This is a genomic window from Saccharopolyspora oryzae (assembly GCF_027853915.1).
In the GTDB taxonomy this organism is placed as follows: Bacteria; Actinomycetota; Actinomycetes; order Mycobacteriales; family Pseudonocardiaceae; genus Saccharopolyspora; species Saccharopolyspora oryzae.
On record NZ_JAQGLA010000024.1, the window covers coordinates 36,312 to 49,565 of the forward strand.

At 71.9% G+C, this 13,254-nt stretch carries 13 protein-coding genes; 3 read left to right on the forward strand and 10 right to left on the reverse strand.

Translation table 11 applies throughout. The features are described from left to right. Window positions 1–7: 7 nt before the first annotated feature. The 10 genes from OU415_RS16980 to cobC all read right to left on the reverse strand — a co-directional run bounded on the left by OU415_RS16980 (window position 8) and on the right by cobC (window position 10,627). A complete protein-coding gene (locus OU415_RS16980; RefSeq protein ID WP_270949792.1) occupies window positions 8–1,015 on the reverse strand; it encodes an N-acetylglucosamine kinase in 1,008 nt (335 codons plus the stop codon). Then, window positions 1,012–2,265 carry a 6-phospho-beta-glucosidase gene (locus OU415_RS16985; RefSeq protein ID WP_270949793.1) on the reverse strand — a complete coding sequence of 418 codons (1,254 nt, stop codon included), beginning with the start codon at window positions 2,263–2,265 and terminating at the stop codon, window positions 1,012–1,014. The genes OU415_RS16980 and OU415_RS16985 overlap by 4 nt, the downstream gene beginning before the upstream one ends. 2 nt (window positions 2,266–2,267) lie before the next feature. Beyond that, window positions 2,268–3,137 (reverse strand): carbohydrate ABC transporter permease, encoded by an 870-nt coding sequence (locus OU415_RS16990; RefSeq protein WP_270949794.1) that lies wholly within the window; start codon window positions 3,135–3,137, stop codon window positions 2,268–2,270. Further along, window positions 3,138–4,094, reverse strand: a complete 957-nt coding sequence (locus OU415_RS16995; protein ID WP_270949795.1) for a carbohydrate ABC transporter permease — start codon at window positions 4,092–4,094, stop codon at window positions 3,138–3,140. It lies immediately after the preceding gene. After that, window positions 4,094–5,443: an ABC transporter substrate-binding protein gene (locus OU415_RS17000; RefSeq protein ID WP_270949796.1), complete on the reverse strand. Its 1,350-nt coding sequence runs from the start codon at window positions 5,441–5,443 to the stop codon at window positions 4,094–4,096. The genes OU415_RS16995 and OU415_RS17000 overlap by 1 nt, the downstream gene beginning before the upstream one ends. A gap of 8 nt (window positions 5,444–5,451) precedes the next feature. Next, a complete protein-coding gene (locus OU415_RS17005; RefSeq protein ID WP_270949797.1) occupies window positions 5,452–6,672 on the reverse strand; it encodes an ROK family transcriptional regulator in 1,221 nt (406 codons plus the stop codon). A gap of 206 nt (window positions 6,673–6,878) precedes the next feature. Next, a complete protein-coding gene (locus tag OU415_RS17010; protein WP_270949798.1) occupies window positions 6,879–7,991 on the reverse strand; it encodes a bifunctional RNase H/acid phosphatase in 1,113 nt (370 codons plus the stop codon). Next, window positions 7,988–8,719, reverse strand: a complete 732-nt coding sequence (locus tag OU415_RS17015; protein WP_270949799.1) for a zinc ribbon domain-containing protein — start codon at window positions 8,717–8,719, stop codon at window positions 7,988–7,990. Before OU415_RS17015 ends, OU415_RS17010 begins: the two co-directional genes overlap by 4 nt. Then, on the reverse strand, window positions 8,716–9,573 hold the full coding sequence (locus tag OU415_RS17020) for a Nif3-like dinuclear metal center hexameric protein (RefSeq protein ID WP_270949800.1): 858 nt from the start codon (window positions 9,571–9,573) through the stop codon (window positions 8,716–8,718). Before OU415_RS17020 ends, OU415_RS17015 begins: the two co-directional genes overlap by 4 nt. A 4-nt stretch (window positions 9,574–9,577) precedes the next feature. After that, entirely contained in the window at window positions 9,578–10,627 is a 1,050-nt protein-coding gene (gene cobC, locus OU415_RS17025) for an Rv2231c family pyridoxal phosphate-dependent protein CobC (protein ID WP_270949801.1), read from the reverse strand. 82 nt (window positions 10,628–10,709) lie between these two features. On the opposite strand from cobC, the gene OU415_RS17030 reads away from it, so the two are divergent. The 3 genes from OU415_RS17030 to OU415_RS17040 all read left to right on the forward strand — a co-directional run bounded on the left by OU415_RS17030 (window position 10,710) and on the right by OU415_RS17040 (window position 13,118). Next, window positions 10,710–11,168 carry a low molecular weight protein-tyrosine-phosphatase gene (locus OU415_RS17030; RefSeq protein WP_270949802.1) on the forward strand — a complete coding sequence of 153 codons (459 nt, stop codon included), beginning with the start codon at window positions 10,710–10,712 and terminating at the stop codon, window positions 11,166–11,168. Continuing rightward, window positions 11,168–12,043 (forward strand): fructosamine kinase family protein, encoded by an 876-nt coding sequence (locus OU415_RS17035; protein WP_270949803.1) that lies wholly within the window; start codon window positions 11,168–11,170, stop codon window positions 12,041–12,043. Before OU415_RS17030 ends, OU415_RS17035 begins: the two co-directional genes overlap by 1 nt. 154 nt (window positions 12,044–12,197) lie before the next feature. Next, window positions 12,198–13,118 carry an SURF1 family cytochrome oxidase biogenesis protein gene (locus tag OU415_RS17040; RefSeq protein WP_270949804.1) on the forward strand — a complete coding sequence of 307 codons (921 nt, stop codon included), beginning with the start codon at window positions 12,198–12,200 and terminating at the stop codon, window positions 13,116–13,118. Window positions 13,119–13,254 lie beyond the last annotated feature (136 nt).

The following is a 13,254-nucleotide window of genomic DNA, read 5'->3' on the forward strand; positions in this document are numbered from 1 at the left end:
GTCGAGTCTAGAACGCCTCGGGCGCAGGTCGCGGCCCGGCCCCGGCTGGATCTGCTCGGCTCAGGCGGTCCCGCGCGGCCCGGTCGGCGCCGATGCGGTCCAGGCCGAGCAGCCCGGCGCCGATCACCGGGGGCGCTTCGACCAGGCGGACCTGCACCTCGGGGGCCACCTTCGCGCACCGGCGCCGGATGTCCGGGAGCAGCCGCCGCCCGGCCCCGGCCAGCACGCCGCCGCCCAGGACGACCGTGGGCGCGTCGAGGAGGTCCAGCCGGCGCAGGGACACCGCGGCCAGCAGTCCGATCTCCTCGGCCTGCCGGTCGACGAGTTCGGTGGCGACCGCGTCCCCTGCCTCGGCGACCTCGAACAGCAGCGGGCACAGCTCGTGCAGCACGTCGCGGTGCAGTTCGCCGAAGTGCAGGGCTTCGACGACCTCGGCCGCGCTGCGCATCCCGAAGTGGGCGACGACGGCGGGCAGCAGTTCGGTCGGCGCACCGCGGCCGTCTTCGGCCCGCACCGCCCACCACAGGGCCTCCTGGCCGAGGAAGGCCCCGCCGCCCCAGTCGCCGGAGATCCGGCCGATCGCCGGGAAGCGGGAGGTGCGGCCGTCGGCGGCGACTCCGACGCTGTTGATCCCGGCGCCGCACACGACCGCCACCCCGACCCCGTCGTCGGTTCCGGCGCGCAGCAGCGCGAAGGTGTCGTTGTCCACCGACAGCGTCTCCGACCAGCCGCGTTCGGCCATGGCCCGGCGCAGCTCGTCCTCCTCGCGCGGCAGGTCCGCCCCGGCCAGGCAGGCCGCGGTGTGCCGGGCGAACGGCGGGCCGTCGGGCAGCCCGGCCAGGGCGGTGGCCTCGGCGGCGAGTTCGGCGAGGGCGTCCATGCAGCGCTGGACGCCGACGTGCTGCGGCGACGCTCCGGGGCCGCGCACGGCGGCCAGCACCGACCCGTCGTCAGCGACGAGCAGGACGTCGGTCTTGCTGTTGCCGCCGTCGATGGCCAGCACTGCGGGCTTCATCGGGCCCACGGCAGGAACTGGGCGTTGCGCCGCACGAGCTCGTCGGCCAGCCGGTCGGCGACCGCGTGCTGGCCGATCAGCGGGTGCGCGAGCAGCGCGTCGGCGACCCGGTCCCGGCCGCCGCGCAGCGCCGCGTCCAGCGCCAGCTGCTCGTAGCCCGCGACGTGCCCGATCAGCCCGGCCAGCGCGGGTTCCACCGGTCGCACCGGGAGCGGGCGGGCACCACCGGTGTCCACAGTGGAGTTCGTCTCGACCACCATGTCGTCCGGCAGGAACGGGAGCGCGCCGTCGTTGCGCACGTTCACGACGTGCTCGTCCGGTCCGCCGGAGGTCAGCGAGCGCACGAGCTGCACCGCCGCCTCCGAGTAGTAGGCGCCACCTCGTTGGGACAGCTCTTCCGGCTTGGCCTTCAGCTCGGGATCGGCGTAGCGCTTGAGCAGGTTCCGTTCCACGTCGGCCACCACCGTCGCCCGAGGCGGCGATTTCCGCTGCTGGGCAAGCACTTCGTCGTGCGCGTAGAAGTACTTCAGGTAGTACGACGGCACCGCTCCCAGCCGGCGGAACAGCTCCGGCGGCAGCCCGATGTGCTCCGACATCGCCTCGGCGTGCTCACCGAGCAGGTCCGGCAGGACGTCCCGGCCCTCGACCCGCACACCGCGCACCCAGGTCAGGTGGTTGAGGCCGGTGTGCTCCAGCTGCACGGAATCCGGTGTCACGTCGAGGAGTTGCGCGATCCAGCGGCTGAAGGTGATCGCGACGTTGCACAGCCCCACCGCGCGATGCCCTTCGCCGAGCAGCGCGCGGGTCACGATGCCGACCGGGTTGGTGAAGTTGACGATCCACGCCTGCGGCGCGACCTCCCGCACGCGCTCTGCGATGTCGAGCACCACCGGCACCGTGCGCAGCGCCTTGGCCAGGCCTCCCGCACCAGTGGTCTCCTGGCCGATGCACCCGCAGTCCAGCGGGAACGTCTCGTCGCCGTACCGCGCCTGCTGACCGCCGACGCGCAGCTGCAGCAGGACCGCCGAAGCTCCGGTCGCCGCCTCGACCAGGTCGGAGGTCGTGCGCAGCCGCGCCGGATGCCCGGCCTCGCGCAGGAGCCGGCGGCTGAAATCCGCCACCACGGCCAGCCGTTCGGCGTCCGGGTCGACCAGCACGATCTCCTCGATCGCCGGTTCGCGGCGCCGGGCCAGTCCGTCGATCAGCTCGGGCGTGTAGGTGGAACCACCGCCCACCACCGTCAGTTTCATGGTCACCCCTTGACTCCGGTGAAGGTGATGCCGCGGACGAAAGCGCGTTGGGCGAACAGGAACAGCACGATGACCGGCAGCATGACCAGGACCGTGGCGGCCATCGTCAGGTTCCACTCCACCCGGTGCATGCCGCGGAACGAGGCCAGCCCGACCGACAGCGTCCAGGACTGCTGGTTCTCCCCGGCGTAGAGCAGCGGGCCGAAGAAGTCGTTCCAGGTGTAGAGGAAGCAGAACATCGCCGCGGCCGCGATGCCCGGCCGGGCCATCGGCAGCACGATCCGCAGCATCGCGGTGAACTCCGAGCAGCCGTCCACCTTCGCCGCGTCCACGTAGGACCGCGGGATGGTCAGGAAGAACTGCCGCAGCAGGAAGATGCTGAAGGCGTCGCCGAACAGGTGCGGGATGATCAGCGGCCACAGCGTGCCGGTGAGCTCGAAGCGGGTCCACAGGATGTACAGCGGCACCGCGGTCACCTGCGGCGGCAGCATCATCGCCGCGATCACCAGCACGAACGACACGCCGCGACCGCGCCAGCGCAGCTTGGCCAGCGCGTAGGCCACCGGGATGCTGGAGACCAGCATGAACGCGGTGGCCAGCACCGAGTACAGCAGGCTGTTGAGCAGGAAGCGCAGCATCGGCGCCTGCACGAAGACCTGGGCGAAGTTCTCCCAGTGCCACTCCTGCGGCCACAGGTTCGCGGTCAGCGCCTGCTGGTCGGACATCACCGCGGTGAGGAGCACGAACACCAGCGGCAGCAGGAACACCACCCCGAGCGCGAGCCCGAGGCTGTGCACCGCGATCCAGTTCAGCCGGCGATTCCGGCGGTACCGCACGAGATCAGCGCGATCGGGGTTCAGCACGGCGGTCACTCAGCCCACCTCCTCGGCGTTGGTGCCGCCGCGCATCCGGCGGATCAGCAGGGCGGTGAAACCGAGCGAGAACGCGAACAGCACGACGGCCATCGCCGCGGCGTAACCCATGTTGTAGTAGTGGAATCCCTGCTGGTAGAGCCAGGCCGGGAAGGTCAGCGTCGCGTTGTCCGGATAGCCCAGGACCTTGCTGCTGCCCACCACCTCGGCCTGCCCGGAGGCCACCGACCCGGCCACCACCGCCTGCGTGAAGTACTGCAGCGAGAAGATGATCGAGTTGACCACGCCGAACAGCAGCACCGGCGCGATCGACGGGATCGTGACGTGCCGGAAGCGGCCGACCGGACCGGCACCGTCGAGCGCCGCCGCCTCGTGCAGCTCCTGGGGCACGTCCAGCAGCGCGGCCAGCATGATGATCATCAGCTCGCCGCTGCCCCACAACGTCAGCAGCGTCAGCGCCGGTTTGGCCCACGCCGGGTCGTTGAACCACAGCGGCCCGTCGATGCCCAGCAGACCGAGCAGCCCGTTCACCGGCCCTGTTCCGGGGTTGAACAGGAAGGTGAACGCGAGCGTGGCGGCGACCGGCGGGGCCAGCGCGGGCAGGTAGCACAGCGTGCGGACCAGCCCGACCCCGCGCCGCAGCCGGGCGATCACCGCCGCCACCCCGAGGGCGAACACCACGCGCAGCACCGTGAGGACCACGACCAGCCACAGCGTGTTCGCGGCCGCGATGCGCACCACCGGGTCGCCGAACAGCAGGTAGGCGTAGTTGCGCAGACCCACCCACTCCGGCGGGCTGAGCAGGTCGTACCCGGTGAACGAGAAGTAGCCGGTGGCCAGCAGCGGGTACGCGAAGAACACGGTGAACCCGATGATCCACGGCGACATGAACGCCACCACCTGCAAGCGGCGACGCGTTCTGCGGGCGCGGGCCGCGCGTTGGAGCGTCACGGCCATCAGTTGCCGCCGAGCGCCTTGGCCGCGTCGATCTGGCCGTCCAGCTCCCGCAGCGCGGCACCCAGGTCGCCGACCTGGCCGCTCTGCCACTTCACCGAGAAGTCCTCAGTGGACTTCATGTAGGCGCTGCCGTTCGGGCTCGGCGGGCTGGGCACCAGCTGCGGGTTGTCGAACAGGTCGAGGAAGGTCTGGTACTGCTCGCTGGTCTCCACCCGCGGGTCGTGCAGCGCTGCGGTCGTGGTCGGCACGTTCTTCAGGCCGTTGGCCAGTTCCACCAGCGCGTTCGTGTCGGTGGTCAGGTAGCGGACGAGTTCCCAAGCCGCGCCGGCGTTCTCGGCTCCGCGCGGGATGCCGATGATGGTGCCGGTGACGAACCCGGTGCCGTAGAGCTCGGGTTTCGCGTCGGCGACCGGGAACGGCGCGGTGGCGTAGCGCAGGTCCGGCGTGGTGTCCTCGATGAACCCGGTGCGGTACTCGCCGTCGATCATCATCGCGATCTTGCCGCTCTGGAAGGCGTTGTCGGCGGAGTACTGCTGGCCGAGCCCGGAGGTGAACTGCACCAGCCGGTCCCAGCCGTAGAAGTCGACGAGCTCCTTCTGCCAGCGGTACATCTCCTGCCAGGCCGGGTCCTGGCCCAGCACCGACTTGCCCTGCTGGTCCATCCACTCCGCGCCGAAGTGCGGCGCCCAGTTCCACGGGTGGTTGGCCTGCGAGCCCAGCACCGGCAGGAAGCCGGCGACCTTGATCGAGCCGTCCGGGTTGAACTCGGTGAGGCGCTTGGCCATGTCGGTCAGCTCGGACATGGTCTTGGGCGGCTGGGTGATGCCCGCGCGGGCGAAGGCGTCGGTGTTGTAGAAGAGGCCGTAGACGTCGGCCAGCAGCGGCATCGCGCAGCGCTTGCCGTCGAACTCGGTGTACTTCTGGGACACCTCGACGATCTGGTCCAGGTCGACCCGGTCGCGCTGCAGGTAGGGGCCGAGGTCCTGCCAGGCGCCGCTGGAGCAGAACTGGCCGAGGTTGATGGTCTCCGCCGAGATCGCCACGTCCGGCGGGTTGCCGCCGCGGATGGCCTGGGTGATCTTGTCGTCGTCCTGGTTGCCCTGGCTGTTGATGGTGATGTTCGGGTGCTGGGCGTGGAACCCGTCGAGGACCCGGTTGAGCACGTCAAGCTCGCGGTCGGTGAACTGGCTGGACACGGTGATGGTGACCTGCTCGTCGGGACCCGGCGCGGGCTGCGGACCGTCCGATGTGGACCCGGCGGTGCAGGACGCGGCCACCAGCGCGGTCGCCGCGGTCGCGAGGGCCAACAGCCCGCGTCTGCTCGCGCGGGCGGGGAACCTCGATCTCATCGCGCCTCCTACTCGACTTGGTCGTGCGGGACAGACCGGACTCCCACCGCCGTGACGGGCAGTCCGAAGAGCTGCTCCCGGGCCATCCCGAGAGCGACTTGCAGCGCACCCGCGCGCACCGCGTCGTCGGTGCACCGCGCGAGTTCGACGGGGGTTCGCGGCACCACCAGGCGGTGCAGTTCCGCGGTCACCAGGTCGGTGAGCTCCGGGCCGCCGACCTGCGCGATCTCGGCGGTCAGCAGCACGAGTTCGGGGTCCAGGACGCTGACCACGCCGGCGACACCGGTGGCCACCCGGCGCGCCAGGTCCGCGAGGAACTCCTGCCCGGCGCCGGCTCGGGCTTCCCGGACAGCGGCGATGGCGTCGCGGGCGTTGATCCCGTGCGCGCGGGCGAGCTCGTTGATCGAGCGGTGGCTGAGGAGCCGGCCCAGCCTGTCGCCTGTCCGGTCGACGCCGGTGTCCCGGTGGGCCCGGTCGGGCACCCGGATCCAGTCGATCTCACCGGCACCGCCGGTGGCGCCGCGGTGCAGGACGCGGTCGATCACCACCGCCGCGCCGAGCCCGTCGCCGAGCCAGACGAGCACGAAGTCGCGGACGTCGCGGGCGCGACCGTTGGTCATCTCCACCAGCGCGACGAGGTTGACGTCGTTGTCGACGGTGACGTCGGTGCCCAGCGACTCGCGCAGCCTGCCGGGCACGTCGAAGCCCTCCCAACCGGGCAGGTGCGGGGCGAAGCCGAGATGACCGGTCGCCGGGTCCACACCGCCCTGGGCACCGACGACGACCTCGGCCAGCTGATCGGTGCGCAGTCCGATGCGCCCGGCGGCCTCTGCCATCGCCGCGGCGAACGCCTCGGGCGCACCAGCGCCGGACGGCAGGGCACCTCGGTGCTCCACGTGGACTTCGCCGGTGATGTCGGCGATCACCACGTCGACCTCGTCGGGGGTCAGGCTGGCACCCGCGACGTGCCCGAGATCGCCGTTGACCGACCACATCTGCGCGGCCGGACCGCGGTTCCCGCCGCGCATCTCGCCGCGCCGCACCATCCCGGCCTTCTCCAGCCGGGCCAGCAGCGACACGGTCGCGGGCTTCGAAAGTCCGATGGCGGCTTCGAGTTCTGCCCGGGTGAGCGCGCCGCGGCGCAGCATCGCCTCGATCGCGGCCCGATCGTTGATCTCCCGCAGCAACCGAGGACTGCCGTCCCGCCCCGCACCTGACTCCCGCGCCACCAGCACCCCTAACCGTTAACTTCCCATACGGTTTCAGGGACGCTAGTAACCCGCGTCACAGGTGTCAATGGTCCATACCTGTTTTAGGGGACCGCAGCCCGGACTCCGCTCGGGCCGCTCCTGCTTCAGCAGCGGGGGAAGTTCAGCAGCTCATGGCTCGTGAGCACTTCGGGGCGCTATGGCACCCCGAAGTGCTCACGAGGCAACTACTGCCAGTGGGAGATGTCGTTGACCAGGCGGACCGAGGAGTGGCCGTCCGGGTAGAACTCCACGATGGACAGCGAGGCCAGGTCCAGGTGGAGGCTGTAGAACATCTCCGGTCCCACGCCCAGGCCGAGGCGGAGCAGGGACTTGATCGGGGTCACGTGGCTGACCACGATGATCGTGCGGCCCGCGTAGCGCGCCACCAGGTCGTCGCGGGCGGCCCGGACCCGCTGGTAGACCGAGTCGAGGCTCTCCCCGCCCGGCGGCACGACGCTCGGGTCGCCGAGCCACTTGCCGTGCAGCTCCGGGAACTGCTCGGAGGCCTCCTTGAACGACAGGCCCTCCCACTCGCCGAAATCGGTCTCCAGCAGACCGTCGTGGAAGTGCAGCTCGCTGCCGGTCGCGTCGACGACCGCCTGCGCGGACTGCCGGGTGCGGGTCAGCGGCGAAGCGATCACCGGGGCCACGCCGTCCGGCGTGATCACCCCGTCCATCGCGGCCAGCCGCTTGCCCGCCGCGCGCACCTGCCGCTCCCCCAGCTCGGTCAGCGAGACGTCACCGCGCCCGGAGTAGCGCCGTTCCACCGACATCGGCGTCTGACCGTGCCGGAGCAGCAACATCCGCGTGGGCGTGCCGTTGGCACCGGTCCAGCCGGCCGGCCGGGTCCGAGCGCTCGACGTGGGTTCCTCGGACTTGGGCGAGCCGCCCTCCTGCCGGTCCATCGCCTCGTTGGCGAGCCGGTCCGCGTGCGAGTTCTCCGCTCGCGGGATCCACTCGAAGCTCACCCGCCCGAACCCGGCGACCAGGCCGCGGGCCTCCTCGGCCAGCGGCTGCAGGTTCGCGTGCTTGACCTTCCAGCGACCGGCCATCTGCTCGACGACCAGCTTGGAGTCCATCCGCACGTCGACCTCGGCTGCGCCCAGCTCCGCCGCCGCGCGCAGCCCGGCGATCAGCCCCTGGTACTCGGCGACATTGTTGGTCGTGACGCCCAGGCTGATCGAGCGCTCCGCCAGCACCGCGCCGGAGGCCGCATCGCGCACCACGGCCCCGCAGCCCGCGGGACCGGGGTTGCCGCGCGAACCGCCGTCCGCTTCGACCAGCACAGCCGAGGTCACGCAGACTCCCCGGTGCGCACCATGATCGCGCCGCACTCCTCGCAGCGGACCACGTCGTCGGCCGCCGCCTCGCGCACCTCGTTCAGCGCGGTGCGGTCCAGCTCGATCCGGCACGCGCCGCAGCGGGCGCCTTGCAGCAGCCCGGCCGCGACGCCGCCCTTCGCGCGGATGCGGTCGTAGAGCGCCAGGAGGTCCTCCGGGAGTCCCTTGGCGATCAGGTCGCGCTCGCCCTGGAGCCGGGCCTGCGAGGACTCGAACCCGGCGAGGGCTTCGTCGCGGCGCTCCTGCACCTCGCGCAGCTTCTCCTCGGACTCGGCCAGCGCCTCGCGGGACTTGGTCACGTTGGTCTCGAGGGCTTCGCGCTGCTCCATGACCTCGAGCTGCTCGTCCTCCAGGACGCCCTGGCGGCGGGCCAGGGTCTGCAGCTCGTGCTCGAGGTCCTCCAGCTGCTTGGCCGAGGCGCCCGCGGCCATCAGGTCGCGGTCGCGCTGCTCGCGCTTGCGGACCTGCTCGACCTCGTTCTCCAGGCGCTTGACCTCGCGGTCCAGATCGCTGAACGCCGTCTCGGCGACCACCAGCTCATCGCGCTTGGTCCGCACCTCGCGCTCGGCGGCGCCGATCAGCTCCAGCTCGGGCAGCGACCGGCGGCGGTGCTGAACGCGGTTGAGCTCGGCGTCGGCGTCCGCGAGATCGAGCAGCCGTCGTTGCACGGCGGGGTCGGCTTTCACGCCAGCGCCCTCCCTGGGTCTGATGCCGCACCGGCGTGGAGCGTCCACGGGTCGGTTCGGCGGGTGGAAACGAGGACTTCGACTGTATCCGGCAGCGCGGCGGCCACGATGTCCGCGGCCTGCTGGCACCACGGCCACTCACTCGCCCAGTGCGCCACGTCGACCAGCGCCGGCACCTGGGTGCCCGGCACGTCCGCGCGCGAGATGTGCTCACCGGCCGGGTGGTGCCGCAGGTCAGCGGTCACGTAGGCGTCGACCCCGGCCGCCGCGGCGGTGGCCAGGTAGGAGTCGCCGGCACCGCCGCACACCGCCACGGTGCGGATCGGGCGTTCCGGATCACCGGCACCGCGCACGCCCCACGCCGTGGTCGGCAGGCTGTGGCCGACGCGGGCGACGAAGTCGCGGAACGGCTCGGCCGCGGGCAGCTCGCCGATGCGGCCCAGCCCGGTGTCCGCGCCTTCGGCGTGCGGGGCCAGCGGGCGGGTCACGGTCAGGCCGATCGCTGCGGCCAGCGCGTCGGACACGCCCTGCACCGCGCTGTCGGCGTTGGTGTGCGCGCAGTACAGGCCGATGCCGCCGCGGATCAGCCGGTGCACGATGCGCCCCTTGGGGTCGTTCGCGGGCACGCCGTGCACACCGCGCAGCAGCAGCGGGTGGTGCGAAACCAGCAGCTGCGCACCGAAATCCACCGCTTCGTCCACAGTGGCCTCGACCGGGTCGACGCAGAACAGCACCCGCTGCACCACGGCGTCCGGGTCACCGCACGCCAGGCCGACCGCGTCCCAGCTCTCCGCCAGACCGACCGGGTAGGCCGCTTCCAGGGCCTCGACCACATCCCGAATCCGAACCGCCACCGGTTCACCCCCATCCCAGAACATCGCGAAAAGCCTTGACCAACAAGGCGTTCTGCTCCGGATCGCGCACCGCGACCCGGAGGTGGTCAGCAGTCAGGCCGGGGAAGGTGTCACCGCGCCGCACGGCCACCCCCCGCGCCCTGAGTTCCTCCCGGACCTGCTCGCCGTCGTCCACCCGCAGCAGCAGGAACGGCGCCCGCGCGGGCTCGGCGACCTGCAACCCCGGGATCGCGGCCAGCTCGGCGACCAACCCGGCCCGGTGCTCCTCGAACTCCGCCGCGGCCCGCTCCGACTCTGCCAGCGCGGACGGCTCGCAGCAGGCGATCACCGCTTCCAGCACCAGCGAGTTGATCGGCCAGTGCGGGCGGGTCCGGCCCAGCTCGGCCAGCAGCTCCGGCGCACCCAGCGCGTACCCGGCGCGCAGCCCGGGCAGGCCCCACATCTTGGTCAAGCTGCGCAACACCAGCAGACCCGGCTCGCGGCAGCCCGCCAGCGACTCCGGCTCGCCCGGCGTGGTGTCGGTGAACGCCTCGTCGACGACCACGATCCGGCCCGGCCGCAGCAGCCGCCGGATCTCCGCCGCCGGGTGCAGCACGGACGTCGGGTTGGTCGGATTGCCCAGCACCACCATGTCCGCCTGCTCCGGCACCGCGTCGGCGTCCAGCCGGTAGCCGTCGGCCGGATCCAGCTGGACCCGGGTGACCTCGACACCGGCCGTGCGCAGCGCCAGCTCCGGCTCGGTGAACGACGGGTGCACCAAGGCGGCCAAGCGGGGGCGCAGCGACGGGAGGAGGGCGAAGCCCTCCGCGGCGCCCGCGAGCAGCAGGACCTCGTCCGCGTCGCGGCCGTGGCGGGCGGCGGCAGCGGCGCGAGCGGCGAGGTCGTCGGCGGCCGACGGGTAGCGGCCGAGGCCGTCCAGCGCCGCCGCGAGGCGTTGGCGAAGCCACGCCGGCGGGCGGTCCAGGCGGACGTTGACCGCGAAGTCGAGCAGCCCGTGCTCGGCGTCCACATCGCCGTGGTGGCGCAACAAATCCCGATCGTGCCCGCTGCTCATCGACGGCAGTCTAACCAGGACTCGACATCGACCGTGCGCCCTTCGACTTCCACCGGCCGAGCCGCCCGTACCCTCGGTGGACGTGCACATCTCCTTCATCTGCTCCGGCAACATCTGCCGCTCCCCGATGGCCGAACTCGTGTTCTCCGAACAGCTGCGCCGGGCCGGGCTGGACGGGCAGGTCGAGGTCTCCAGCGCCGGGACCGGGCCGTGGCACGCCGGGGAACCCGCCGATCCGCGGACCGCGAAGGTGCTCGCGGACCACGGCTACCCCACCGAGCACGTCGCCGCGCAGATCGACGACCACCACCTGGGCGCGGACCTGCTGCTGGCGATGGACGCCGGGCACCTGCGCGCGGTGCGCCGCCTGGCCGACGACCCGTCGAAGGTCCGCTTGATGCGCTCCTTCGACCCGTCGTCGGAGGACGGCGCCGAGGTGCCGGATCCGTACTACGGCGGGCCGAACGGCTTCGACGACGTGCTGGCGATGGTCGAGGCCGCGATGCCCGGCCTGCTCGACTGGGTGCGCGAGCGGCTGTGATGCGCGACGAGGCCCGGGCGGCGGTCGCGGACATCACCGGCCGGGCGCCGGTGGAGGTGCGGCAGCTCGGCGGCGGGGACACCTCGGCGGCGTTCGCGGTGCGCCTCGAGGACGGCACGGCTGTGTTCGCCAAGACCGCGCCCGCGACGATGCCCGGCGCCATCGAGGCCGAGGCGGCGTCCCTGGCCTGGCTCGCCGAACCCGACGTGGTCGCGGTGCCCGAGGTGTTCGGGAGCACCGAGCGCTGGCTGGTCACCGAGCACATCGCGGAGTCAGCGCCGACGGCGGCAGCAGCCGAGCAGCTTGGGCGCGGCCTCGCGGCGCTGCACGCAACCGGGGCACCGGCCTTCGGCGCCGCGCCTCCGGGCGGCCCGGCGGATGCCTGGATCGGTCTGGCGCCGATGCGCAACGAGCCCGAGCCGGACTGGCCGACCTTCTACGCCCAGCACCGGATCGAGCCCTACCTCCGGAAGGCGGTGGACGCCGGCACGCTGAGCTCGGCCGACGGCGCGGTGATCTCGCAGGTCTGCGCGAACATCGACCAGCTGGCGGGGCCGGCCGAGCCTCCCGCGCGCCTGCACGGCGACCTGTGGAGCGGCAACGTCCACTGGAGTGCTCAGGGGGCGTGGCTCATCGATCCGGCAGCGCACGGCGGTCACCGCGAGACCGACCTGGCGATGCTGCACCTGTTCGGCTGCCCCCACCTGGACCGCATCGTGGCCGCTTACCAGGAGTCCCACCCGCTCGCGGCGGGCTGGCGCGAGCGGATCGCGCTCCACCAGCTGTTCCCGCTCCTGGTCCACGCGGTCCTGTTCGGCACCGGCTACGCAGCCCAAGCCACGCGTGCGGCCCGCTCGGCCCTCCGAGCCGCCTGAGCCCCTTCCCGACCCACGAGCACCTTCGGACATTTCGTCCATAACGGAACCGGGGGTCGGCTGACCTGCTAAGACGCGAGTGCGCGCCATCCTTCGCCACCGGGCAACGGCATCCGAAAACCGCAGGTCAGAGCAGCTCGGTTACGGTAGGGGTGTGCGCCTGAAGTTCTTGTTGCGACCTGGTTGGCTCGGCCTGATCGCGCTGGTCGCGGTCTTCACCACGCTGTGCCTGACCGTGCTGGCCCCCTGGCAGTTCAGCCGCAGCGACGAGGCGCAGACCCGGAACAACGCGATCTCCGAGTCCTTCCACTCCCCACCGCGCCAACTGGCCGAGGTGCTGCCCGCCGGGCAAGCACCGGACCAGCGCACCGAGTGGTCCCAAGTGCTGCTGCGCGGCCAGTACCTGCCCGAAGGCGAGACGTTGGGCTGGCAGCGGACCGTGCTCGGCGAGCCCGCGTTCGAGGTGCTGACCCCGTTCCGCCTGGACGACGGCACGACGGTCCTGGTCGACCGCGGCTACATCCGCCCGGTCGACGGCACCCGGGCCCCGGCCTACGACGCGCCGCCGCCCGGCGAGCAGACCCTCACCGCGCGGGTCCGCAGCGACGAGGTGGACAGCAAGAACCGCCCGCTGTTCGACCACGACGGGCACCGCTGGGCGTACGCGGTGAACTCCGGGACCGTCGCCGCGGGCACCGGAATCGCCATGCGGCCCGGCTACTTCTCGCTCAACGAGAACCAGCCCGGCGTCCTCGAACCGCTGCCCCTGCCCCGCTTGGAAGCCGGCCCGTACTTCTCCTACGCGCTGCAGTGGATCGCCTTCGGCGTCATGGCGGTCATCGCCGTCGCGTACCTGATCTACTCGGAACTCCGCCCCGGCGCCCGCCCGGCCTGGCGCGACGCGGACGACGCGGCCACCGACGACGCCAAGCCGTCCGAGGCGCCGGTGCGCCGCAAGAAGATGTCGGTCGCCGCAGCCATCGCCGAAGACGAACGCCGCGAACGCGAAGCAGCCGAACGCGAAGCCCCGTCCCCGACCGAGGACGCCGAGGGCCACGCCACCAACAAGACCTGACCCCTATCGCTTCACCCGTCCGGGCCAGGTCAACACCGCAGTTTCAATTGAAACTGCAAACCCCACCCACGGCGAATCACAGTTTCAATTGAAACTGCGGACTCCACCCACCGAAGGGGTGACGCTCCGGGTGGGA